This is a genomic window from Paenibacillus sp. GCM10027630 (genome assembly GCF_042676305.1).
GTDB lineage: Bacteria > Bacillota > Bacilli > Paenibacillales > NBRC-103111 > Paenibacillus_S.
Genome location: NZ_JBHTGY010000081.1, coordinates 1 through 25,555, shown reverse-complemented (window position 1 = coordinate 25,555; position 25,555 = coordinate 1). Strand labels below are relative to the sequence as shown.

Genomic DNA, 25,555 nt, shown 5'->3' with positions numbered 1-25,555 from the left:
GGCTTACACCAAAAAAAACAAACGGCACAGGGATTTTTCCCATGCCGTTTCGAATTCCATTTTAATTCCGCTATTGTTTTTGAGCTTAACTTAATGACATTGACCGGCCGGTATGCACTCTTTTTAGTTGCTCGTGGCAGCTTAAGCTTATGGTAAATTAGAAAATCCCATTAAGTAACGATCGCATTCACGTGCCGCTTCACGGCCTTCGTTAATAGCCCACACGACAAGGCTTTGTCCGCGGCGCATATCACCTGCAGCGAATACGCCCTGTACGTTGGTCGCATATTTGCCGTAATCCGCTTTGGCATTGGAACGCTCATCCTTCTCAACGCCCAATTGATCCAGCACTGTGTTTTCCGGTCCCATGAAGCCCATGGCAAGCATAACCAATTGTGCTGGATATACTTTCTCGCTGCCTGGAACCTCCACAGGAACGAACCGACCTTGATCATCCTTCTTCCATTCTATTAGAACCGTGTGAAGCTCCTTCACATGACCGTTCTCATCACCGACAAATTTCTTGGTATTAATCAAATAATGACGAGGATCCTGTCCCTGCAGTGCAGCAGCCTCCTCTTGACCGTAGTCTACCTTAAGCACCTTAGGCCATTCCGGCCATGGGTTGTTAGGTTGACGGGTCTCCGGTGATTTAGGCATAATCTCGAATTGGGTTACGCTCTTGCATTTATGACGAATGGAGGTGCCTACGCAGTCCGTCCCCGTATCACCGCCGCCAATAACAATAACATCCTTGCCTTCAGCTGAGATGAATTGACCGTCCTGATGCTTGGAATCCAACAGACTCTTCGTGTTCTTAGAGAGGAATTCCATCGCCAGATGAATGCCCTTCAACTCACGGCCTTCAATATTAAGGTCGCGTCCCTTAGTAGCTCCACCGCATAAAACGATAGCATCGAACTCATCCTTCAACTGTGATGCAGGAATATCTTTACCAATCTCGGTGCTCGTCACGAAAGTAACGCCCTCGGCGGTGAGAAGGTCCACACGGCGCTGGACATATTTCTTATCCAGCTTCATGTTCGGAATTCCATACATCATCAACCCGCCTATACGATCCGCGCGCTCGTATACCGTCACGGTATGACCGGCTTTGTTAAGCTGCGCTGCACAGGCAAGTCCCGATGGACCAGAGCCGATTACCGCAACCTTCTTGCCGGTGCGAACAGCCGGTGGCTCCGGCACAACCCAACCCTCGGCAAATCCTCGATCGATGATCGATTTCTCAATATTTTTAATCGTCACTGGGGCTCCACTCAAGCCCACAGTACAGGAGCCTTCGCACGGCGCCGGACAGACGCGGCCTGTGAATTCAGGGAAGTTATTGGTTGCATGAAGTCGATCCAGGGCTTCGCGCCAGCGCCCTTGGTACACTAAATCATTCCATTCCGGAATGAGATTGTTGACTGGGCAGCCTGCCGCCATACCGCTGATCAGCTTACCCGTATGGCAGAAAGGAATACCGCAATCCATACAGCGGCCTCCCTGAGTCTGAAGCTTATCCTCAGACAACGGAGTGCTGAATTCATTCCAGTGGCTAATACGCATTAAGGGAGCCGCTTCACTCGGAATTTCACGCTCATAATCGATAAAGCCTGTTGGGTTGCCCATTAAATCCGCCTCCTGCGCATAATGTAAACGCTTTATTTATGTATAGAAAAAGGGCTTATACATGTTTCATGCGAAAAGGAATAGTGAAAGAGTGGTCCATCATCAATTACATACCGCATTTTTGCGGCTTGAAGTAGAGGAGACTGACTCGCAGCTGTTCTTTTTCAATGCATTACATGTATAAGCCCTATACAACCATATCTAAATTAGTTACCGCCTACGCGGGATACATCCTTCATGTTCTCTTCAAAAGCAACTAGCAAAGCTTCCTGTTGGCTTAAGCCGGAACGTTTCACTCGTTCAATCGCTTCGAACATCCGTTTGTAGTCCTTAGGAATAACTTTGACGAACTTCCAAACGTGCTCTTCCCAGTTTTTCAGGACGCGGTCTGCAACCTTACTTCCTGTGAAAGTTTCATGATGCTGGATCATGTTGCGCAGCTCTTCAGCTTCATAGGTTTCCTCAACCTGCTCCAGATGCACCATTTCCTTATTGCATTTGTCCTTAAAGGTACCATTCTCATCCAGCACATACGCGATACCGCCGGACATCCCAGCAGCAAAGTTACGACCTGTCGGTCCAAGAACAACTACACGTCCCCCGGTCATGTATTCGCAGCCGTGGTCGCCCACTCCCTCTACTACGACACTTACACCGGAATTACGGACACAGAAGCGCTCGCCGGCCATTCCGCGAATATACACTTCACCATCCGTCGCCCCGTATAAAGCGGTGTTTCCGATGATGATGTTATCCTCAGCTTCAAAAGTAGATTGCTCTGACGGGAATATGGCGATCTTACCACCGGATAAGCCTTTACCGACGTAGTCATTAGCGTCGCCTTCCAAGGAAAGCGTGATACCCTTAGGAACGAAGGCACCAAAGCTTTGACCGGCAGACCCGTTGAAATGAATGCGAATTGTATCGTTCGGCAAACCTTCCAAACCATACCGGCGTGTTACTTCGCTTCCAAGAATGGTTCCAACTACACGGTTCACGTTATGAATCGGCAGAATCGCATGAACATGCTCTTTGTTCTCCAGAGCAGGCTTGCAGATATCAAGCAGCTGTGTAACATCCAAAGAGCGATCAAGACCGTGGTCTTGTTCCATCGAGCAATAACGTCCAACATCCTCGCCAACTTCCGGCTGATGCAGCAATGGCGACAAGTCGATGCCTTTGGCCTTCCAATGCGTAATGGCTTGGTTCGTTTCCAAATATTCCGTATGGCCAATCATCTCTTCAATCGTACGGAAGCCGAGTTCTGCCATCAATTCGCGCGCATCCTGTGCAACGAACCTCATGAAGTTAACAACATGCTCCGGATCACCGGTATATTTAGCCCGCAGCTTCGGATTTTGAGTGGCTACTCCAACTGGACAAGTATCCAAATGGCAAACTCTCATCATAATACATCCCAAAGCAATCAACGGTGTTGTAGCAAAACCAAATTCTTCTGCACCAAGCAGCGCTGCGATAACAACATCGCGTCCGGTCATCAGCTTTCCGTCGGTTTCAACCGTAATGCGGCTTCTCAGGTTGTTCAACACGAGTGTTTGATGCGTTTCCGCAAGCCCAAGCTCCCAAGGTAAACCCGCATGTCGGATACTCGTTTGCGGTGATGCTCCAGTACCGCCATCGTAGCCGCTGATTAGCACCAAGTCAGCTTTACCTTTGGCAACACCCGCTGCAATCGTACCCACACCCACTTCGGAAACAAGCTTGACGCTGATTCTCGCACGTGGATTGGCATTTTTCAAATCGTGAATCAACTCAGCTAAATCCTCGATCGAATAAATATCATGATGCGGAGGAGGGGAAATCAAGCCTACGCCCGGTGTAACACCCCGAACTTCAGCAACCCATGGATACACCTTCGTGCCCGGCAGCTGCCCGCCTTCGCCTGGCTTTGCGCCCTGCGCCATTTTGATTTGAATTTCATCAGCATTAACCAAATAGTTGCTCGTTACGCCAAAACGTCCCGATGCTACCTGTTTAATGGCACTGCGGCGTGAATCACCATTCTCATCTTTAGTGAAACGTTCAGGATGCTCTCCGCCTTCACCGGTATTCGATCTGCCGCCAATACGGTTCATCGCGATTGCCATATCCTCATGGGTTTCCTTGGAAATGGATCCGAAGGACATAGCACCGCTTTTGAATCTCTTGAATAGGGATTCAACCGGTTCGACTTCATCAATGGAAATCGGGGCACGGCCGGATTTGAATGAAAAGAGTGAACGCAATGCCGCGAATTTCTCATTCTCTTTGTTAACCAGCTTCGTGAAATTTTTGAACATGCTGTAATTATTTGTTCTTACAGCACCTTGCAGCGCGTGGATCGTTTCCGGATTGTACAGATGATCCTCGCCGTTCTTACGCCATTGAAGTTCGCCGCCCGTATCAAGAGCACGTTCTGCTCCTTCCTGTTCGGAGAAAGCACGCTGATGACGAAGGATAGCCTCTTGCGCAATAACGTCCATTTTTATACCGCTAACCGGTGTATAAGTCCAAGTAAAATATTTATCTATAACCGACTGATCCAAACCAACCGCTTCAAAAATCTGTGCTCCACGATAGCTTTGAATCGTTGAAATTCCCATCTTGGCCAATACTTTGACAACGCCTTTAGTTGAAGCCTTGACGTAGTTGTATATAGCCTTCTCAGCTGTAATATCCTTCAGCTTTTTCTGAAGAACCATGTCTTCCAGCGTTTCCAATGCCAGATAAGGATTGATACCGCTGATACCATATCCAAGAAGCAGAGCAAAGTGATGAACCTCACGCGGCTCACCGGATTCAAGCAGAAGCCCCACTTGAGTACGCGTACCTTCGCGGATCAAATGATGGTGCAGACCGGAAACAGCGAGCAAGGCTGGAATAGCAGCCTCATTTGCATTTATGCCACGGTCGGACAAGATGATCAGCGTTGCACCACTGGATATAGCTTGATCTGCAGCTGCATACAGCTCTTCCATCGCTTGCTCCAAAGCAGCAGGACCTTCCGATGCATTGAATAAAATCGGCAATGTCACTGACTTGAAGCCATCGCGCTTAATCTCACGCAGCTTAGCCAGCTCTGCATTCGTCAAGATTGGCGTTGCCAAACGAATTTGGCGGCAGCTCTCCGGCTCCGGATTAATCAAATTGCGCTCAGGCCCTACAGTCGTTCCTTGAGCCGTAATAATTTCTTCGAAGTTCGCATCGATCGGCGGGTTCGTCACCTGCGCGAATAGCTGCTTGAAGTAGCTGTATAGAAGCTGCGGACGGTCTGATAAGACAGCAAGCGGTGCATCGAAGCCCATTGATGCGATCGGATCAACACCGGTCTTAGCCATAGGCTCAATGATTCTGCGCAAATTCTCAAAGGTATATCCGAACGCTTGTTGACGCTGTAGTACGGACTCATGATCCGTTTGCGGCACTTCATTCGGTTCCGGCAGCTGCTCCAATGAAATTAGATGTTCATCCAACCATGCTCGATAAGGCTTCTCGGTTATGATGGAACTTTTGACTTCTTCATCGGAAATAATACGTCCTTGGATGGTGTCAACAAGCAGCATACGTCCAGGCTGCAAACGTTCTTTGCGGACAATTCGCTCTGGAGCAATATTTAATACACCTACTTCAGAAGCAAGAACAATCAGATCGTCTTTAGTCACATAATAACGTGCCGGACGCAAACCGTTTCGGTCAAGGATAGCGCCAATCATTCTACCATCGGTAAAGGATATGGCTGCAGGACCGTCCCACGGCTCCATCAAACAGCTGTGATATTCATAGAAAGCTTTTTTCTCATCGCTCATTGTTTCGTGCTTGGACCACGGCTCTGGAACCATCATCATTGCTGCATGAGGCAGCGAGCGTCCAGTAAGCATCAGAAATTCCAGAGTATTGTCGAACATTTGCGAATCGGAGCCGTCCGTATCGATGATTGGCAAAATGCTTTTCAGATCCTCACCAAATAAATCGGTGTCACACATCGCTTGGCGTGCATGCATCCAGTTGACATTACCGCGCAGTGTATTGATCTCACCATTATGAATTAAGTAACGGTAAGGATGCGCACGCTCCCAGCTTGGGAAAGTATTTGTACTGAACCGGGAGTGAACAAGTGCCAACGCTGTTTCAAACGCCGGATTTTTCAACTCTAAGTAATAGTTGTCAACCTGCTCCGGTGTTAGCATTCCTTTGTATACAATCGTACGGCTCGACAAACTGGAAAAATAGAAGGCATCGCCGTTATCCAACGCGCGAACCGCATTTTCCGTTAATTTACGAATCACATACAGCTTGCGCTCGAACGCCAGCTCATCGTCGCCATCTACCGTTGAGCCGATAAAAACCTGACGAACAAAAGGTTCGGCTGACTTCGCCGAATCTCCCAGCGAGGAATTATCTGTCGGTACCGTTCTCCAACCAAGCAGTTGTTGACCCGCCTGTTGAATTTTCTCCTCAAGTACCTTTTCACAGGCAGCGCGCATAGTAACATCTTGTGGGAGAAATACCATGCCGACACCATACTTGCCGGGCTCTGGCAGCTGAATGCCTTCTTTGGCACATTCCGTATTCAAAAAGCCGTGTGGAATTTGCAGCAAAATACCTGCCCCATCCCCCGTATTGCTCTCAGAACCCTGGCCGCCGCGGTGATCCAGATTGCAAAGTACATTTAAAGCTTGACCAACAATTTCATGTGAGGGTTTCCCCTTAATGTTGGCTACAAATCCGATTCCACAAGCGTCATGCTCAAACTGCGGGTCATAAAGACCTTGCTTTACTGGTAATCCGTTTCTGTTCATGTTGTACAACCTTTCTAACTGTAATTATTTGTACTTTCGTTCACAAACTTAGATTGAAGTGACATCAACACCGCAAGTTTCAGAGGATTCTATGTGAGGATATATCACTTTTAGCCAAATCAGAGCGGTTTCGATTCTATAAACCTCTATTTTAAGATAATATGTCTTATATTAACATCTGAGACCTAAACTATCAATTTAAAATAACTCTTTTTTTGCACAAAAACCATTCTTTTTTGGTGAACTTTCCAATAATTGTTCGGTTTTCGCCCATGTGTCAGGTATTATATCGTAACATGTCGCCCTTCAGCAGCCGAAAGATACGCCGCTGACATAATTCGTGATGACAGAATTCCTGCTTCTCCAGGGCATAAATAGCTGCTTTTGCCTTCTAATTGTTCTATGAAATCTTCAATCATCGGTACATTCATATTCGGATGCTTCGGAAGTTCGAACCTCTGCACTTCTCCTGCCCCATTCGTCCATTCCAGCTCAGCATCTTCTATCGAGCACATCGTCAGCTTTCCCTCTGTACCGAATATCTCCAATTGATTACCAACTGAGGTGCTGAAGCTGGCATGAACAGAAGCTTGGCAGCCGGAGACAAACCGAACAAGCAATGAAGCTGTATCTTCCACCTTAAGATCCTGTACAATATTGCCTGTTATAGCTGTTACCTGCAGCGGTTGGCCCAAGCTAAAGCAGAGCAAGTCCAAGACGTGGCTTCCAACGTCCATCAGCGCTCCGCCTCCGGAGATTTCGGGCTGCAGCAGCCAGGCACGCTCACTTGCCGCGTGATCCGATTTACCGCTGAATTGAGCCCTGGCATAGACAGCTTGGCCTATGGCTCCTGCATCGAGCAGCTCCTTGAGCTTCCTTATTTTCGGATAATATCTACGATAATAAGCAATTCCCAGCTTTACGTTGTGCTCCTTACAGGCTTCAATCATTTCCTCGCAAAATTCCGCTTTTATAGCCATTGGCTTCTCGCACAGCACATGCTTGCCATGACGGGCAGCTTCTATCACATGCTCAGCATGTAATACTACTGGCGTTGCAATGTAAACCGCATCGATGTCCGGGTCTGACCATACCTGCGATACATCCGTATACGCCTTCGATACCCCAAACTTCTCCGCAAACGCCTTCAGCTTATCTTCATTTCGCCTCACTGCCGCATGGAGTACACTCCCTTTTGCTGTCTGTAATGCACTCGCAACTCGACGCTCCACCACATCTCCTACTCCAATAATTGCCCATCTGATTTGTTTCATAATATTCCTCCTTAGATTTTCGCTTTAGCGAGGCTGGCTTTGTAAGCATTTGTTGACTTCTTCTTTCTTTGAAATCGCTTTCATATGCTGTATCTGTTAAAATCGCTTGATCGTTCTACCTTTATTATAATATTCCAAGTTTAAAAAATCCGCTTTTATATCAAAAACTACAAGTCTTTGCGACTTTCATTTGAATCAAGACCGAAATCGTGGCTCGACAAATTTATTCGATTTCAGGGCTCCGCACCCAGTTCAGCGCGTGACGAAGTCATTCAATCCAGTTCCTTTCTCAGCTCAGCGCGTGACGACACCTTGCGAACGGTAATGGCGCGAACAAGACATGATTCAAGCCATTGCCTATGCCTAAACCTGCATTTATACAGCTTTTTTGTCGTTTTGCCGGCATTCTTTTTGAATTCATGCAAATGTGCATCTTTTTATCATTCTTAGCTGAATCCAGACCGTTTTGCATGAAAATACCTGCACTTTCTACAGTTATTTACAAGTTGTCTCAAATTTCGGAAGGAAATAAATGCATTTTCGCAGTTTTTTTGTACGGGCTGATGATCGGCCAAGAGTCAAGGGTCCTTGCAAGATGCCAGCGCAGCGCTGGTTTTGAGTTTAACCCCCTCTTTTTTTACCAAGACGAAGAAAAGGACAGAGGGAAATGTCATTTTTTGTTGAATTTTAAAAGAAAAAGATCTAATTAATCGGAGGCTCCTTGTACCATGAACCAGTCTGGCGGCAGGAACAGTAACATGCATTTATCCGACACCGACGAGGCAGCAGATTTCCCCTTATGCGAGCTATCCTATCAATGGTTCACTCAATCTGCCTTCGGGGCGGTATTGATGAATTTGGATTGCGGCTTTATTTATATAAATCCTGCATTCAGCAGCTTGCTGGGTTATGAGGAGACACAGTTGAAACAATTAAGCATACCGGCTGTTACCCATCACGACGAGCTGCTTCGATGCATGCACCTATCCAGCCAGCTCGCTGCAGGCTTGATCCCGACCTTTCAAATCGAACAAAGGTTCATTCAAAATTCAGGTGTTTCGGTGTGGTGTTCTGTAAATGCAACTCTCCTGCGTGATGAACAGGGGGAGCCACGTTATATACTCATGCAAACACAGAATATCGACGACAAGAAAAAGCTCGAAGCCGCGCTGCACACATCTGTGAACACATTCACCACGCTGCTGGAGTCCATTCCATTCGCAGTGATTATGTTGAAAGCCGATTGGCATATCAGCTATGTGAATAAAACTGCCGAGACCATTTTCAAACAGGATATAGTGGGGCGAAATCTATGGATGTTGTTTCCTGAAGCAGTCGACAGCCCTTTTTATAAAGAATTTCACCGCTCTATGGAAGAACGCATCTACACCTATCTCCATCAATGCTACGGCCCCGAAAAACGCTGGTACGAAGTCAGCTGCCAACCAACCAAGGAAGGCATCTGTTTATTTATTCGTGAAACCACCTTGCTGAAAAAGCAGGAAAATGCCTATTTGGAAACAAAGCTGCAATTAGATGCCATAATAAAACATGCGCCTGACGCAATCTCAATATTGGATCTGCAATACCGTATTTTGACAGTCAATCCAGCTTATACGGACATTTTCGGATTTAGTGAGGACGAGCTGTTGGGAAAGCCTCCTCTTATTATCCCGGAAGAACTGACTCTAGAAACCAATGCCCTTTTCCAGCAGGCAGCAAGAGGCATTCCCGTCGTCGGTTATGAAACAAAACGGCTGCACAAAGGCAAACATATGCTTGATGTAAGCCTGACTATCTTTCCGCTCAAAAGTGCCGAAAATCTTGTGATGGCTTTATTTATCAGTATCCGCGATATTAGCGAAAGCAAACGAACCGAGCGTCTGCTGCGCCAGACCGAAGAAAGCTACAGGATCATTGCTGCAAACACCTATGACTTAGTAGTTCTTCTGTCAACAGACGGCCATGCAAAGTACGTATCACCCTCCCATCAGCGGGTAATGGATGTAGATCCTGCAATATTACTGGAAGCGGAATCTCCTTTCTCGTATTTTGAGGAGCCTTGGAAATCGCAGGTCAGTGATTTTTTTAATGAATTGATCAGGAGCAAAGAGCCTGGAACAACGGAATTGCATTGGCCCGCTCAAGCATCAGAGCAAGCAAAAACCTTTGAAGTAAACGGTGTCCCGGTGATCGGATTAGACGGATGTGTGGAATCGGTTGTTATGGTTTCACGTGATATTAGTGAACGTAAGCATACGGAGGAGCTGCTGCGCAGTTCATGTAAGCTATCGGTAGCAGGCCAGCTGGCGGCAGGTATCGCCCATGAAATTCGCAACCCGCTAACAGCTCTGAAAGGCTTCACACAATTTATGTATGAGGGCGGTCCACATAAGTACCAGTACTTGAAAATCATGATGAGTGAGCTGACACGAATTGAGCAAATCATTAACGAGCTGCTGATTTTGGCTAAGCCGCAAGCTGTTACTTATAGGAAGCGGCAAACTGAGCCCCTTCTGCGCGATGTCATATCCTTCCTGCGCTCACAAGCCAATCTTAACGAGGTTCAGATGATAATGCATATTCAATCCAACCTTCCAGCTGTTCATTGCGAGGAAAATCAATTGAAGCAGGTGTTCATCAATCTGCTCAAAAACGGTATCGAAGCTATGCCACATGGAGGAATTATTCAGATTTATGCACAAAAAACGTTCAATGGAATGCTATCCATTGTGTTTCAAGATCAAGGAGCAGGCATCCCGGCAGAGAAGCTATCCCGGTTAGGCGAGCCTTTTTTCACAACAAAAGAAAAGGGCTCAGGGCTTGGTTTAATGATCAGTAATAAAATTTTGGGCGAGCATGGCGGCTCCCTTCATTTCAATAGCGAGCCAGGACGAGGCACCACCGCTACAATTATATTACCGGCTGCAAATGACTAGTCCGGCCTATACATTTCCTAAAGATCCTGTGCTATGATAGATGACATATTTCAGCAGAGAGGACTGTCTACTTACGTGGCTAAACTATATTTTCGATACGGCACTATGAACAGCGGCAAATCGATCGAGGTGCTGCGGACTGCCCATAACTACGAGGAGCAAGGGAAAAAGGTGCTGCTATTTACCCCTGCTGTAGATAACCGAAATGGGGTCGGCACAGTAGCTTCACGCATCGGCATGCAAAAACAAGCAATCATAGTGGATGATCAAATTAACATGATCGAGCTCGCGGCAGCAGAAATGCCGAATTGTATCTTGATAGATGAGTCTCAATTTCTAAATAAAGAACAAGTCCAACAGCTAACGGAAATTGTTGATTTCCTGAATATTCCGGTCATCGCATATGGTCTGCGAGCCGACTTTCTAGGCAATTTGTTCGAGGGCAGCTACCACCTGCTCGCCATCGCCGATAAAATCGAGGAAATTAAAACAGTCTGTTGGTTTTGCGATAAAAAAGCAGTTATGAATATGAGAAGCACGGACGGACGCCCTGTGTTCGAAGGGGAACAAATTCAGATTGGCGGCAACGAAAGCTACTTGCCTGTATGCCGTAAATGTTATGCATTAAAACGGAAACAAGCTCATAAGCTGTAACAAGTATGCAAATACCAAGAGGATGTAACGAGACGGTTTGATCGACTCGCTACATCCTCTTTTTTTCCACTAGAAGCACCCTTAGCTTCTTTCCTTCATATTATGAAACAAGTCATTTTTTCCATTGAAGGCGGTGGTGTACATGTTCAGCAAGGATCAGTTGTACAAGCTGGGCATCATGGCTTATTTAACGGTATGGTATGTGGGCAGCTTCTGGCTAATCGCAGCGATAAGCAGCGGTTTATTCGAGCATGCTCTTGGTATCGATTTCATTAGTCTTCAGGATTATTTTTACTATGCGCTAGCTGGAGCTATCGGCGGCACGCTGTACGCTATGAGATTGTTTCACCTGTATTATGACAGCTTGACGGAACGCTGGGTGCTTTGGTACCTTTTGCGTCCCATTCTTTGTGCCGGTACAGCCGTTATGACTATTGTTTTGTTCGAAAGCGGCATTATGCTGCTTGAAGCAAAGGAATCTGTAATTGCCAAAATAGGGATTGCCTTTCTGGTTGGATTTGGTTACGGCAAAGTAATGGATAAGCTGAAAACTTTGACAGAAACCTTATTTAACGGAAAAGACAATTCAACGGATGGGGACGATAAGTCAAAGTCTTAATGGCCATAATCCCGAATTTGCCAACAGCTGCAACCCTTATTCCTCCGGCAATGGCTTTTCTGGCAGCCATACAATACCGCTGTACGTGGATATATGGTACCAATTCTCCCCTTGAGGCGAGGTCCATTTCTCGAAAGCCTGTGCTTCCTGATAGCCAAAGGTGCCCTTCTCATGGCATATTTCCCCTGTCAGTGGAAAATAATACGTCTTCGTCTCCGGCGTCAGCATCACATTATCCTGCGTTAATTGAATGCCTTCCGGCCGTTCGAGCGGCGCACGTTGAAGGTTGAGCCACTTCCAGCCCAGTGGGGTTTGCACATGAACCCACCCATCGTCGACCTCGTCGGCGATATAGTCTCCTGGCTGCAGCCAGTCTTGCAGTTCAATGGGGTTTTCCCATCTGGAATCAAAATACCGTGTAGCCGTTCGAATCTTAACCTTTTCATTCGGTAGGCTGAATTTCAACCATTCCCCATTTTGCTGCGGATTCATCTGTACCCATTTGACGGCTCCGTCACTTTGCTTGATTTTATACCACACAACAATCACAGTTCTCATATTAAAAATTGAAGCTGCTACCGGCTGGATAACACCAGGAGTTGCTTTCTCTCCTCTGCCTGTAGAAGGGTAGGGATAATCGTAAAGCAACTCTTCTCCTGTTAGCTTGATGGGCGTGTCTGTGGGCCGTTCCTTCACATCTTCGGGAATAAAGGGATCCAGAATCCATTTGTCACCCATCCAGCTCGTATGCACCCGGTACCAAGTGCCGGTGCTCTCAACCATTCCCCTGCCTGTACGTACCCATTTATGCATATAGCTAACACTCGCTGTCACCTGTACCTTTTGTGGCGCCAGCATCTGGCCTGTATCCCTAGGTTGGTCAGTCTGATCATAGGTCTTCATACCGACAGGCAGCTCATACAGCTTCGTGTCGTCGACAAGCGTGATCTCCCGATCTATTTCCTTATAATAACCGTAAATAACTCGGCCGTTGTCTTCGATCCACTTGTTGCCAAGCGATGTTTTTACAAGGATATAGTCCTTACCCCCGTAGCTCGCACCACTCCCATCACTAGTTGCGCAACCCAGCAGCCCCTGCTCTCTGGGCTCACACGCCACTTGCACATTCTGAGTACCTGTAATTGAACCTGCTATTGAATCAGGCTTGTTATAATCATTCAAGAGATTCGTTCCTTCCACAACGACAAGGTTCGTTGTAATGAAGGTGTCGATCGCTTTTACGTTGCCGCCCGCCCCAGTCCATACGCTCAAAAATAAAACAACCGCAACCACAAGCTTGCCTGCTCTTCCTTTCATCTGCGAGCACTCCTTTCCTTTGTATGTTATTGACGCAAACAAGGCGGATATGTTGCTGCAAGGATTTACTAAGATTAAGTGAAGTTATCTAAACCGTCGTGAGCGAACCACAGCTGCTTGTAGTCCACCCACCCTAAGGAGCTGATGCTTACTCCGCGCAGCTCCGGTGGGAAGGATGCCGTCTGGTGCCAGCGGTACCAAAGGATGACCGTCTGGTCATCCAGCAGCTCCCACTCCAGCCTGACCAGCTGCTGCAAGCGAGCTGCGCGGGACGGCTCGTTGGGCAGCTCCGCCAGTCGACGATCAAGCTCAAGCAGCCGCTCTGTAGGCAAGCAGCAGCGCAGCGGGCTCTGTCCGCTGCCCAGGATGGCCCGCATAGTCCACTCCGCGTCAGCGTCGACAGGCTGCTCAAGCAGCAGCAGATCTGCTTGCGCCAACACATCCGGCTCGGCTAATGCCTCGTAGGGTACGAGCCGAATGGTCAGCGCGATGCCATAGCTGCCTAGCGCTTGCTGCAGCCAGGCTGCATCCCGCTCATGGCCAGCGCCAGCGTAGGTGACGAGCTGAAGCTGAAGCGTCGGCTCTGAAGGGCTGGCACCGCTGTGACCTGTGAGCAGCGGATTTCGTTCATTCGATGCGGCTGAAGCATCCGATTGAGCCTGCTCCTCGCTGGCTTTAACAGCAATAGCAGGAGCAGGCTCGGAAAGATCCCGGATAAATCCGTTTGCCAGTTCCCCGCGATTGCCGCCCAGTAAGCTTTCTGCATCACATTCCCGGATCACTTTATACACAATATTACGGATCTCTTGCTTCTCAAGATCACCTTTTTTAGCCCGATTCAGCAGTACATATTTGCACCCGCGGTCTGTTCTTACCGTAAGCTCCCATGGCTCATCGTCCTGTACGAATGCCCTATAATGATGGAAATTCATCCCTCCTCCCTCCTGACCTACCTCGTTAGACCTGTTAAATTGCTGCTCATAGATTTCAGGCAAATACCACATCTCGATCCGATCCACATTAGCAGGCCGCTTGAAATAGAACGGATTCGCTTCGAGCACCAGCAGTCTTTCGTCACGGTGAGAAAGCCTGAATGGCCCTGTTCCTGTTGGAAAGAGCGGCCCTCCGGTGGAATGATCCTTCGGTACTATGCTTGCAGCCGAGGCTCCCATCAACGCCGGCAAATGCCATTGCCCTGAAGACAGCTTGATATCGAACGAATAATCGTCAATCCGATTCACCTCCTGTATCCCGCGATAGAGCTGCCGGAAAGGTGATTTCACGGAAGGGTCCAAAAGCCGCTCCAGCGTGTGCAACACATCATCGGCCGTACAAGGGGCTTCGTTATGAAAGCGCACATGCTTTTGCAAATAAAATCTCCAGCATTGTGCCTTGCGGTCGGTTTCCCAATGATGGGCAAGCCCAGGCATGAAAAGATCACGTTCACTGTCATACTCTACAAGCGTATCGAACAGCTGCCGGACGAAATGCAGTTCAGTTCTGCGTGTCGTCAAAGCTGGGTCAAGCATACCTGGCTGCCGGTAGGATGGGAAACGCAATAAATGCTTGTATGAGGCCTCTGTTTCATTCGCACGAAGATATCCAAACGATTGCCGCAGTGCTTGATGGAGCTGCTCCCTCCCCTTCTCGGACAACCATTCTGTGTTCAGCAGTTCGACGGTTTCCTGGATGCGGCCATCTCGCAGTAACCCTACCGCTTGCTCCAGCAGCAGCTCATTAGGATCAGCCAGCAGTGCCAACTGGGAGTGATTACCTCGGCCGCGACCGGGCGACCAGGCAATCCAACCATGCTGCCTCATCGCTTTAATTAGAAGCTTGGCATTGCGCTCTGTGCAATAAAGACAAGCTGCTATGTGAGGTACAGTGACGTCTTGCAGTTCTCCATGAAATTGATTCTGCTCCAAGCTGGTGTACAGCCGCACATAGTGTTCCAGCAGTTGCATAATCAGGGCACCTCCGTCCATTCCCTATAAAAAGGGGAAATCTAATATCCTGAGATTACACTTTTTATTCCCCTTTTTCCAGCTACAATAAATAAACAAGAAAAATTTACTCGGAGAGGAGAACACAGCTTATGATTACATCATCATCAGCCCTATCGGACGGACGGCCTTCGGCTCCTGCTCCTAGCGAGGGCAGCAAGCAGGTTCGAATCATTGCATGGGTTACAGCCATCTGTTTGCTGGGAGATTCGATGTATTATATTGTGCTCCCTCTGTACTGGAAGCATTTCGGGTTAGATGCGCTCTGGCAGGTTGGATTTCTGCTGTCGATCAACCGTTTCGTGCGGCTGCCGCTCAATCCGCTGGTCGGCTGGCTATACAGCCGGATGAGCAAGCGCTTGGGCGTAATGCTGGCTGTACTCCTTGCTTGTTTAACGACAATCGGCTATGGCTGCTTGTCTGGTTTCACTGCCCTGCTCATTACGAGGGCATTATGGGGAGCGGCATGGTCACTGCTTCGCATCGGGGGCTATTTGACCGTGCTGGAGGCCTCGTCCGACAGCAACCGCGGACAGCTGCTCGGCAGCTACAACGGCATCATCGCCTTCGGCAGCCTGATCGGCATGCTGGCCGGCGGCGTACTCGCCGATGTGATCGGCGTCCGGCCCATAGCGCTGCTGCTCGGCGTTGTTATGCTCGCGGGAATTCCATTCGCGTGGAAGCATGTTCCCTCATCCCGAGGAAACGAAGCCGTCGCGGCAGTCGGGACTAACAAGGACAGCAAAAAGAGCTTAAGCCAACGCTGGAGCTCAGCTCTAACACAAATTCCCGCTGCCTTCTGGTTGGTCCTGGCCTCAGGCACCGGAACCGCGATTGTGTTCTTCGGCATCTATCTCTCCACGCTTAGCGCAGTAATTGAGGCTCATCTGCCGGGCACCGGCGGCACGATAACGCTACTCGGCGCTACCTTGGGCGCGGCCTCTGTCGCCGGCATCGTGCAGGCTATCCGCTGGGCCTGGTCGCCGTACCTCTCGCCGCGGATCGGCGCATGGTCCGACGGCCCACGCGGGCGGCTGCCGCTGTATACCGCATCGCTCGCTATAGCTGCGGTTACCCTGGCCCTGCTGCCGCTGAAGCTGCCGTTCGCGGCATGGCTCTCGCTCTTGTTGGTCGCCCAGCTCGCCAACACGGCGATCGTCACGCTCACCGATGCTCTGGCCGCTGACGCCTCTACAGGCTCCTCCCGCGTAGCCTATATGACGACCTATACTACGGTCGTAGATGTAGGCGCTGCGCTTGGCCCGCTGCTCGGCTTCGCATTGCTCGGCCAGTTGGGACTCGCAGGCTTGTATCAGCTCTGCGCAGCACTGCTGCTCGTGCTTGCTGCTCTGTGGGCGGCCGCGATAATTCGAGCGCGCGCCCATGCATGATCCGGATTTAAGGGGCTGCACCGATAGCGGAAAGGTTTCAAGGAGCTGCTCGCCCGCAATCAAAGAGTATACCGGGGTTGAAACAAAAGTGTAGTTATGCTAAGATGTTAACAAATTTATTGACAGGAGTTGAAGTGAATAATGTAATATTTCTTGCTTATTTTATAAAAGATAAAACATTAGCTGTTTTATTCTTTTTAAGCAAGAAAGTTACTTATTCTCTTCACTCAAAGTATATACATTGCTATTCCATTAACTGCTATGGACTAGTGTATCTATTTGGGCTACAAGAAGGGTAACTTTCTTGTAGCTCTTTATTTTTTTATGGAGGATTTTGTAAATGTCTTTAATCAATGTGACCAACCTAACTTTTGCTTATGACGGCAGCTACGACAACATTTTCGAAAACGTTAGCTTTCAAATTAATACGGATTGGAAATTAGGTTTTACTGGAAGGAACGGTCGAGGCAAAACAACATTTCTAAATCTGTTGCTTGGTAAATATGATTACAGCGGAATCATTTCAGCAAATGTGGACTTCGAATACTTTCCTTTTCATGTTGAACACAAGGAATTTAATACCTTGGACGTAATCAGTGAGATTTATCCTGACTATGAGCATTGGCAGATCATACGCGAGCTTTCGTTGCTGAAGGTGTCAGAAGATGTTTTGTACCGACCGTTTGAAACCATGTCAAACGGAGAGCAAACGAAAGTATTACTTGCAACCTTGTTTTTGAAGGAAAACAGTTTCCTGCTTATCGACGAACCAACTAATCATTTGGACATTCACGCACGGAAGCTGGTCAGCGATTATCTAAAAACCAAGAATGGATTTATTTTGATTTCACACGATCGTGCCTTTTTAGATAACTGCGTTGACCACATTCTTTCGATAAACAAAACTCATATTGAGGTCCAGAAGGGTAATTTCTCGGACTGGTGGGGGAATAAACAAAGGCAAGATAACTATGAACTAGCCGAGAACGACAAGCTACGGAAAGACATTAAACGGTTATCCGAGGCTTCAAAGAGAACGAGTAGCTGGTCGCACGAAGTAGAGAAAACAAAAAACGGCACTCGCAATTCCGGTTCGAAAGTCGATAAAGGATATATCGGACACAAGGCTGCCAAGATGATGAAACGTTCCAAATCGATTGATCAGAGACAACAATCCGCGATTGAGGAAAGTTCCAAACTCCTGAAAAACATCGAAAGCTCGGAAACTCTGAAAATCACTCAACTTGTTTATAACAAAAAGCAAATGGTGGAATTAGAGCATGTTTCGATCCATTATGGAGAACACAAAGTATGCAGCGACGTAACCTTTACTGTTGAACAAGGAGAACGTGTTACACTTACGGGTTCAAACGGTTCGGGAAAATCAAGTATTCTCAAACTAATTCTTGGCGAGGATATCCCTTTTACAGGAACATTTCGCAAAGGTAGTCAATTAAAAATTTCATACGTATCACAAGATACCTCACATCTACAGGGCAACTTATCAGATTATGCGAGCCACAACGAGATCGACGAGAGCTTGTTCAAAGCGATTTTAAGAAAACTCGATTTTTCACGCATACAATTTGAAAAAGATATGTCTTCATTCAGCGGCGGACAGAAAAAGAAGGTACTGATTGCAAAGAGCTTATGCGAGAAGACACATCTCCATATTTGGGATGAACCGTTAAACTTTATTGACGTCATTTCCCGTATGCAAATTGAAGAACTATTGCTGGAACATTCTCCAACAATACTTTTTGTAGAGCACGATAGTGAGTTTTGTAAAAATATCGCCACCAAAATCGTCGAACTGTAATGTAACTTTTGCTTATATAAATTAGGAGGTTGAAATAAATGTTTGAAGTTGTAAATGTTCATGTGAACCGTTCATTGTCCGTTGGCACGGTTCACGATCAAACTAAACGGAGGCCGGAGCATTTTCCATTTATTGATAGATGCACGTAGCGACTCTAGCTACAAGCTTCGTGGGTTTTAATTTAGTTGGTTAATGTAGATTTTAAGCACCCTTTGTTGGTGCTTAAGGCATTTTCTCCGGCTCAAGAGGAGAAAAAAACCATGAAATCAACTTCGAAATACGAAATGATTCAACACATATTGACAAAATTGAAACAACCCGCATATCGGTTCCAACAAATTGCGGATGCGATCTTCAAGCAAAGAATTGGTGAATATGAGCGAATGACCATACTACCCAAGGATATAAGACACGAATTAATTAAGAGCCTTGGCGAACACGTTTTGAACTTAACCCCTGTCATGCAAAAGACATCCAATCAAGTCAATAAAGTGCTTTTTGCCATTGAGGGTGGCGAACGTGTAGAAGCAGTTCAACTTAGCTATGAGCGCGGCTGGAAATCATACTGCATTTCTAGCCAATGTGGATGCGGATATGGTTGTCGCTTCTGTGCTACAGGTACAATCGGACTGAAACGGAATCTAACCGCGGATGAAATTACCGATCAGTTGTTATACTTTCATTTGAATGGTCAAGCCTTGGATAGTGTATCATTTATGGGTATGGGAGAGGCACTAACCAATCCTAATATCTTCGACACGCTTAAGATTCTAACAGATCCACGAACCTTTGGCTTGGGGCATCGAAGAATTACTGTTTCCACCATCGGAATTTTGCCGGGTATCGATCGTCTGGCAAAGGAATTTCCACAAGTTAACCTGACCTTTTCACTACACTCTCCGTTCGACGAACAGCGGAGTGAACTAATGCCCATTAACAATCGGTTTCCGCTTAATGATGTGTTGAACAAGTTGGATCAGCATATTCGTGATACAGGTAGAAAAGTATATATTGCGTATATATTACTTCGAGGAGAAAACGATTCAAATGAGCATGCGGAAGCCATTGCTGCTTTGTTAAAGCACAGAGGTCCTTGGGAACATTTATATCACGTCAATTTGATCCCCTACAATTCAACCGACGTGACGCCTGAAAGCTTTCATCAATCAGATAAAGATCGGGTTCAAAAGTTTGTCAGTATCTTAAAGTCAAAAGGAATCAAAGTCACTGTGCGAACTCAATTCGGAACGGACATTGATGCAGCATGCGGTCAACTCTACGGGCACAATAAGCAAGATATTGATTTGTAAAGTCTAGTTACTCAATTTTTGAATTTGTAAAAGTAAATTTTTCAACAGAGGAGAAAGGATTATGTCTCAAAACTTTACAGTAACTCATGTTCAATTCCATGCAAAGACAGATACTTGGTGATATTTGCATGGAATAACAACATCACCAATCATGCTGGCTTTGCTACCTGAGATATTACATTTATTCAAGGAGTGAGTCTACATGAGATATGTCAACGCTAATGATATTCTTCCAAAAGAATTGATTGAAAAATTGCAAGATTTCGTACAAGGTGAATACATCTACATTCCCGCAATAAAAGATCATCATAAAAATTGGGGAGAACTCTCTGGTTTTCGGGAAGAAATTGATAGGCGAAATAGAGAAATAATACAAGCATATACTTCCGGTAATTCGATTCAAGAACTTGCAGAATCTTACTACCTGTCTGTTTATGCTATCAGAAAAATAATTTATAACAAATAAAAACGTTGAACTGTGATCCTATTACGAAATAAAAACACTACGCTGTCAGAAGATGATTCCTGTATTCATATGGGATCATCTTTTTTAATGTCCCCTAATGCAGAACGAAAAAGAGATAGGAGTGTTTAATCAGAGCTCTATAACTACCGATTATACCAATCATTACAGAACCTTTTTGTATATAGTTTATGTGATTTCTATCTGTTACCTTTATAACTATGGGTTCTTCTAAAATGTAGCAGGACAAACGGAGGTTAAATAATGGATGCTATTGTAAATATACAAATTTTAATGTGGATGTGGGCAACGATACCGTGAAAGTTTAGGATCTGGAGGAAAGAATAATGTTGAATGTCACTGTTTTTAATATGGAAGGTAATAGTGTTGGTGGAATGGAACTTGAAGAATCCATTTTCGGTATTATTCCCAATGAATCGGTTATGCATGATGCAGTTGTTAATTATCTGGCAAATAACCGCAGTGGAACACAATCTGCATTAACACGTGGTGAAGTTAGAGGCGGTGGCAGAAAACCGTATAAGCAGAATAAAATTGATAAATCTAGAGCAGGTTCGATTCGTATGCCACATTGGGTTGGCGGAGGAGTTGTATTTGCTCCTAAACCTCGCGACTACAGCTACAAACTTAATAAAAAGGTTAAGCGGCTTGCTATAAAATCTGCATTATCAAGCAAAGTTCAGAACAAAGAATTTATCGTCGTTGACGAGATTAAGCTAGAAACTTATAGGACAAAGTCTATAGTAACTATGCTTAAAGCTCTTGGGGCAGATAAAAAGACATTAATTATTACACCTTCGATAGATATCTTTGTTTTTAAGAGCGCCAATAACATACCTGGAGTAGAAACCGTCGTAGCTGATTCCCTTAATGTATACGATGTTTTGAATTGCGATAGATTAATAATCGCTAAAGAAGCTGTAAATATGATTACAGAAATGTATTCATAAAGAAAGATTACACCAGAAATATTGTCGAATCAGTATGGGCATAACTCTATACAGGGCAATGGCGGTCGGGCCTATCCGAGACCCGACCGCTCTTGTTGCGCCGACCACGGTAGCCGAGTTAGTCCGCGTGTGCGACGGCGCTAATTTCAATCAATTGCTCAGGGAACGCAAGATATGTCACGCCGATGAGACTGCCGGCAGGCCGGTGTTGTCCTACGTATTCCTTGAACAGCCGGATGACCAGCTCAGAATGTTTCTTGAGCGATTGTCAAATAGATCTCCACATAAGCGAGGTTCGACCTCGTGACATCAAATCCCGCCAGCACGCCTATAAAAAAAACCGACCCCAAGGCATCTCTATACTTATGCATAGACGCTACCTATTGATCAGTTCATTTACTTTCTTTAATGAGAAACCCGTTTGCTTCACAAGATCCATCACATTTGCACCCGGATTAGCCTGGATAAAAGCCCTGACCGCACGAGCATCCGCAATATGGGATTTCAAGCAATCCGCACACATCGTATCTACGGCTTGCATATGCAATTTCCCACAGCCTCTACAATTAGAAACGTTCATTACTCCACCCGCCATTCGAATGTGTCGCAACCTGGAACTCTTTACCAAACGATTCGAAGAGGCGGGCCATTATTCGGGGGTCTTTTATATTATTTCATTAGTTTGCTCATTGTTTTTAAAAGCTCGTCAATTACCTCTTTATCTCCCTGTGTCAAACGCTCTACAACACAGCTTTTCATATGGCCCTCCAGGAGTACTTTGCCAACACCGTTCAGCGCTGATTGAATAGCCGCGATCTGGTTGAGAACATCGTCACAATACGTATCTCTTTCGATCATGCCCTTTACTCCGCGAATTTGTCCCTCAATCCGGTTAAGGCGTGAAACCAAATTATCTTTTACTTTAGCCGAGTGATGGCTGTGACGCTCACCGTCGGTACTACAGCAGGCTTCATCGGCTTCACTCGGAACATTGCTTCCCAATGGAGCAACTTCCAAGTTGTTTATTTGTTCATCAGATGCTTTGGCGCTCATGAGCAGTCACATCGCTTTCCTAGGTTTGGAGCCGCTTTCGCTTCGCCCCTGCAATTGTTATTTATTATACATGACTGCGCAGCAGTTTCAACTGATCGCTAGCTCTTGTTTATTTAACCTCGACTACAATGCTGCCCACCGATTTCCCATCAACAACCGCCTCCAGCTTCCACAGCCCTTTGGTAGGTAGTGAAAAGGTGGAAAAGGCCCGGGCTGCTCGGCTCACACCGCCGATATTGCGATTCGGCACTCCGATAGCCCCTTCATAGAGCAGGTAACTTTTTCCCGACTTCCAATTAATGCCGTTCACTTGAAATGGTTTGCCGAACAAGGATTGCGGGTCTTTCCAAAAAAACCACGAATACCGCTCCTTCTGCTTTACGTTAAATGGGGCATCGACAATAGCCAGTTGCCCTTCCTCACCACGCAGCGTCATGGAGAAATAGGAAAATGCGGGGCTGGCTTCCCAATAGCTGCCTCGGGTTTGCGACAGCTGATGTTCGCTATACCACAGCCCGATTGATAGTAAAATGATAAGTCCGCCAAAAGCCGCCAATTTCTTGATCATCTCGTGCTTCCTCCATATCCACTAGTGCTCTATCCAGCAGATCCCGCTATAGCTTAACTATACCATGAACCCTTTCCGGCTGTCCCTGTGAAAATACAGTGCAAGCTAAAAAAGACAGGCGTTCCCCACCTTTGGAAAAAATCGGTTCAGGAGGTAGCTCTGCCTTCATATGAATGGCTGTCTCTATCGGGTCAAAGCAGCAAGCTCGATCTTTCGACCCTCTTTGGCGCTCTGAAGTGCTCCGTACACCATAGCCATGCTCTTGAGGTTATCCGTGCAGTAGGTTTCGGGCTTGCGGCCTTCTATCAGAGCGGCGAACATCTCATCCAAGCAGCCTGCGTGTCCGCTTTGGCCGTTCCATGTCAATTCGGACTCCGCTCGGCGGAAGCGGTCTGCAAAAGCTTTTTCCTGCGGATTCGCCACGATTTCAGCAAATGGTGCCGTTGCTCCGTCCCACAAAGCCGTTCCCTTGCTGCCGTTAACGCGCCATTGCGCCTCCCACGAGGTCGGGCTTCCTTCAGCGCACCAAGAGCCGCGGTAGCAAAACACGCCTCCATCCGCATATTCAAAAATACAAATGGCCGCAGCGTTCCCCTCATACCACGAACCAGCAGGATTAAACTCATGGCAATACACGGACACCGGATCCTTGCCAGTGATCAAACGCGCCTGATCAAACGTATGGATTGCCATATCGAGCAGCAGCGGGCTCTCCATAACATCGCGAAATCCCCCAAAATGCGGCCCAAGAAAGAAATCCGCATTTACAAAACCAACCGTACCGATCTCGCCGTTCACAACCAAATCGCGGAAGGCCCGAATTTGAGGGAGATAGCGGCGATTTTGCATAATGGCGTAGGTTCTCCCCAGCTTTTCCGCCAGTTCTACAAGGCGGCTTGCTTCCGACATAGATGTAGCCATCGGCTTCTCCGCCAGCACATTGCAGCCCAGCTCCATCGCCGCTGTTGCAACTGCCGCATGGCTTTCCGGAATCGTCACATCAAACACTAAGTTAGCTCCTGAGGTAAGAATAGCCTCGCGTACATCGGTATAAATTCCGCAAGTAAGGCCATGCCTCTCGGCAGCTGCCGCGGCATACTCTTCCTTGATGTCGACCAGCGCGACGATCTCAGCATCCTCGCGTTTTAAAGCGTATTCAATCCACGCTTTGGACATACCTCCGCAGCCGATCTGAGCAATTCGAAACTTCTTCATATTAGCAGCCTCCTGAACCTCGATCCGGGAATGATTTCAATCCCAAGCCGGATTGTTTAGATTCCTATACAGCTATCATACCGAAAGGCAAACATTCTGTCTTTATTCCATCTTGCGTTTTTTCTGCTTGATTATGTCATTTCAGCTATGTATTTCAACTTATTAAGATTCATTAGATGGATGTAGTAGAAGGCAGCAAGCCATATACCCAGCCGCACCATTCCAGCTCTGCTTGAGAATTGCTTACCGCTCTTTGTAACAGAATATAATTGCCAAAGCCGGGCGATGTGAAGCTGAGGTCACCGTCCAGCTCTTTTTTCAGTTCCGCAAGCATTTGTGAATATTTCTCAAGCTTGCTTTCGAATAGAGCTATACGGGCCTGTATCAGGCTCTTGGCAGCGGATGGATCTGTGAGCGAAACGCAGTATGCTTTTAGCAGCAGTTCATCGCGTTTGACCGGCTCACTGGTCGTATTGGGAATCCATTGGCGCAGCTGCGCAATGCCTTGCTCTGTGATCGAATATATTTTTTTATCCGGCTTTTCCTTCTGTGCTACCGATACGAACCGAACATAACCTGACTGCTCTAACTTGGCTAGAAGCGGATAGATTTGACTATGCTTAGCCCTCCAAAGAGGCTGAATTTGCTGCATTAACTCATAGCCGGTACGCGAACCTCCAGTTAACATAGCGAGCAATCCATAGGAAAGAGTGTTCATTGTGCCTCCAGTATGCCTTTAGTTGACATATGATTTGAACCATAGTACTATTTTGTCGAACCTATTATATGTAAAAATGTACATATAAGCAACTCAAAAAGCATTCATCGCAGATTATCCGCAAATGAATGCATACCTGAACTCACGCCGCTTTCTTCAGGGATTAGTACTAACTTACGAAATTAGCTTCTACGAAAACTTGTACTTTCGATGCTAAAGAAGTTTATTTTTTGAACACTCACAATTAGGGAGACGGACATCATGCCTTATTTGCGCTTCAAAGGCTTCACCAGCGATTTTCTCAGATCCATTGCCCCACGGGTGGTCGATGAATTCGCTCAACTAGTTAATATTGCCAAGGAAAAGGTCAAGATTGAACTGCTTCTGACCGAGACCATTACACAGGTCCCGCTAAGTGTCGAGATTCTGATGTTTCCACGCAAGCAAGAAATCCACGATGCTGCAGCCGCCTCACTCAACCGGATTTTGCGCGAGTCGGGCTACGAGCAGGTTCATATATTTTATATTCTGTTAAGCCCTTCGCTCTATTATAAAAATGGAGAACCGTTAACGGCTGCACCTGTATCAAGTCCTGTTGAGGGTGCAACTTAAGCGAGCCTGGATGATAGATATAGGCCTGATCACATACAATATCTTTGTAGACAACTAAAGAGGATAAGCTTCTTTCACCCAAACCCGGATTATCAGGAAAATGTCAGGCTGTCGAATTAAGCGCTTTCAATATCTCTCAAATTTTAATCCATACACCCTATTTCTCAATAGTGTTCTCGCAAAGCTCAATCTAGGTGT

The 25,555-nt window shown here is 46.7% G+C and carries 19 protein-coding genes and 1 pseudogene; 9 read left to right on the top strand and 11 right to left on the bottom strand.

The genetic code is table 11. The annotated features are described in order from the left end of the window. Positions 1-147: 147 nt before the first annotated feature. From ACFQ0C_RS32265 to ACFQ0C_RS32255, 3 genes are all read right to left on the bottom strand, one after another. The gene (locus ACFQ0C_RS32265) at positions 148-1,632 is read right to left on the bottom strand and encodes a glutamate synthase subunit beta (RefSeq protein ID WP_379373052.1); all 1,485 of its coding nucleotides are present in this window, start codon (positions 1,630-1,632) and stop codon (positions 148-150) included. Between the two features lie 206 nt (positions 1,633-1,838). Continuing rightward, entirely contained in the window at positions 1,839-6,431 is a 4,593-nt protein-coding gene (gene gltB / locus ACFQ0C_RS32260) for a glutamate synthase large subunit (RefSeq protein WP_379373050.1), read from the bottom strand. Between the two features lie 284 nt (positions 6,432-6,715). Next, positions 6,716-7,705 carry a Gfo/Idh/MocA family protein gene (locus ACFQ0C_RS32255; protein WP_379373048.1) on the bottom strand — a complete coding sequence of 330 codons (990 nt, stop codon included), beginning with the start codon at positions 7,703-7,705 and terminating at the stop codon, positions 6,716-6,718. Between the two features lie 728 nt (positions 7,706-8,433). Here ACFQ0C_RS32255 and ACFQ0C_RS32250 point away from each other — a divergent pair. From ACFQ0C_RS32250 to ACFQ0C_RS32240, 3 genes are all read left to right on the top strand, one after another. After that, positions 8,434-10,644, top strand: coding sequence for a PAS domain S-box protein (locus ACFQ0C_RS32250; protein ID WP_379373046.1), 2,211 nt, complete (start codon positions 8,434-8,436; stop codon positions 10,642-10,644). Positions 10,645-10,719: 75 nt separating this feature from the next. Beyond that, positions 10,720-11,298 carry a thymidine kinase gene (locus ACFQ0C_RS32245; protein WP_379373044.1) on the top strand — a complete coding sequence of 193 codons (579 nt, stop codon included), beginning with the start codon at positions 10,720-10,722 and terminating at the stop codon, positions 11,296-11,298. A 142-nt stretch (positions 11,299-11,440) separates the two neighbouring features. After that, positions 11,441-11,917, top strand: coding sequence for a hypothetical protein (locus tag ACFQ0C_RS32240; RefSeq protein WP_379373042.1), 477 nt, complete (start codon positions 11,441-11,443; stop codon positions 11,915-11,917). Between the two features lie 36 nt (positions 11,918-11,953). On the opposite strand, the gene ACFQ0C_RS32235 is transcribed toward ACFQ0C_RS32240, so the two are convergent. Both ACFQ0C_RS32235 and ACFQ0C_RS32230 read right to left on the bottom strand, forming a co-directional pair. Beyond that, positions 11,954-13,234 carry a hypothetical protein gene (locus ACFQ0C_RS32235; protein ID WP_379373040.1) on the bottom strand — a complete coding sequence of 427 codons (1,281 nt, stop codon included), beginning with the start codon at positions 13,232-13,234 and terminating at the stop codon, positions 11,954-11,956. Between the two features lie 74 nt (positions 13,235-13,308). Continuing rightward, positions 13,309-15,198: an ABC transporter substrate-binding protein gene (locus ACFQ0C_RS32230; RefSeq protein ID WP_379373038.1), complete on the bottom strand. Its 1,890-nt coding sequence runs from the start codon at positions 15,196-15,198 to the stop codon at positions 13,309-13,311. Positions 15,199-15,329: 131 nt separating this feature from the next. On the opposite strand from ACFQ0C_RS32230, the gene ACFQ0C_RS32225 reads away from it, so the two are divergent. The 5 genes from ACFQ0C_RS32225 (at position 15,330) to rplD (ending at position 21,191) form a co-directional block, all read left to right on the top strand. After that, the gene (locus ACFQ0C_RS32225; RefSeq protein WP_379373035.1) at positions 15,330-16,628 is read left to right on the top strand and encodes an MFS transporter; all 1,299 of its coding nucleotides are present in this window, start codon (positions 15,330-15,332) and stop codon (positions 16,626-16,628) included. Positions 16,629-16,968: 340 nt separating this feature from the next. After that, the gene (locus tag ACFQ0C_RS32220; RefSeq protein WP_379373033.1) at positions 16,969-18,447 is read left to right on the top strand and encodes an Lsa family ABC-F type ribosomal protection protein; all 1,479 of its coding nucleotides are present in this window, start codon (positions 16,969-16,971) and stop codon (positions 18,445-18,447) included. 260 nt (positions 18,448-18,707) lie between these two features. Continuing rightward, positions 18,708-19,757: a Cfr family 23S rRNA (adenine(2503)-C(8))-methyltransferase gene (locus tag ACFQ0C_RS32215; protein WP_379373031.1), complete on the top strand. Its 1,050-nt coding sequence runs from the start codon at positions 18,708-18,710 to the stop codon at positions 19,755-19,757. A 202-nt stretch (positions 19,758-19,959) separates the two neighbouring features. After that, positions 19,960-20,223 (top strand): CD3324 family protein, encoded by a 264-nt coding sequence (locus tag ACFQ0C_RS32210; protein WP_379373029.1) that lies wholly within the window; start codon positions 19,960-19,962, stop codon positions 20,221-20,223. A gap of 344 nt (positions 20,224-20,567) precedes the next feature. Beyond that, positions 20,568-21,191, top strand: a complete 624-nt coding sequence (rplD, locus tag ACFQ0C_RS32205) for a 50S ribosomal protein L4 (protein WP_379373027.1) — start codon at positions 20,568-20,570, stop codon at positions 21,189-21,191. 118 nt (positions 21,192-21,309) lie between these two features. On the opposite strand, the pseudogene ACFQ0C_RS32200 reads toward rplD, so the two are convergent. From ACFQ0C_RS32200 to ACFQ0C_RS32175, 6 genes and pseudogenes are all read right to left on the bottom strand, one after another. Then, positions 21,310-21,517: pseudogene (locus tag ACFQ0C_RS32200) on the bottom strand (RidA family protein); the annotation flags it as partial. Positions 21,518-21,567: 50 nt separating this feature from the next. Then, positions 21,568-21,771 carry a hypothetical protein gene (locus ACFQ0C_RS32195; protein ID WP_258217079.1) on the bottom strand — a complete coding sequence of 68 codons (204 nt, stop codon included), beginning with the start codon at positions 21,769-21,771 and terminating at the stop codon, positions 21,568-21,570. Positions 21,772-21,860: 89 nt separating this feature from the next. Then, the gene (locus tag ACFQ0C_RS32190; RefSeq protein WP_258217078.1) at positions 21,861-22,244 is read right to left on the bottom strand and encodes a metal-sensitive transcriptional regulator; all 384 of its coding nucleotides are present in this window, start codon (positions 22,242-22,244) and stop codon (positions 21,861-21,863) included. A gap of 109 nt (positions 22,245-22,353) precedes the next feature. Continuing rightward, entirely contained in the window at positions 22,354-22,812 is a 459-nt protein-coding gene (locus tag ACFQ0C_RS32185) for a DUF4871 domain-containing protein (RefSeq protein WP_258217077.1), read from the bottom strand. Between the two features lie 183 nt (positions 22,813-22,995). Continuing rightward, a complete protein-coding gene (locus ACFQ0C_RS32180) occupies positions 22,996-24,027 on the bottom strand; it encodes a Gfo/Idh/MocA family protein (protein ID WP_379373026.1) in 1,032 nt (343 codons plus the stop codon). A 172-nt stretch (positions 24,028-24,199) separates the two neighbouring features. Next, a complete protein-coding gene (locus tag ACFQ0C_RS32175) occupies positions 24,200-24,745 on the bottom strand; it encodes a PadR family transcriptional regulator (RefSeq protein ID WP_379373025.1) in 546 nt (181 codons plus the stop codon). A gap of 261 nt (positions 24,746-25,006) precedes the next feature. Here ACFQ0C_RS32175 and ACFQ0C_RS32170 point away from each other — a divergent pair, with 261 nt between their 5' ends. Continuing rightward, positions 25,007-25,357, top strand: a complete 351-nt coding sequence (locus tag ACFQ0C_RS32170; protein ID WP_258217074.1) for a DUF1904 family protein — start codon at positions 25,007-25,009, stop codon at positions 25,355-25,357. The last annotated feature ends 198 nt before the right edge of the window (positions 25,358-25,555 follow it).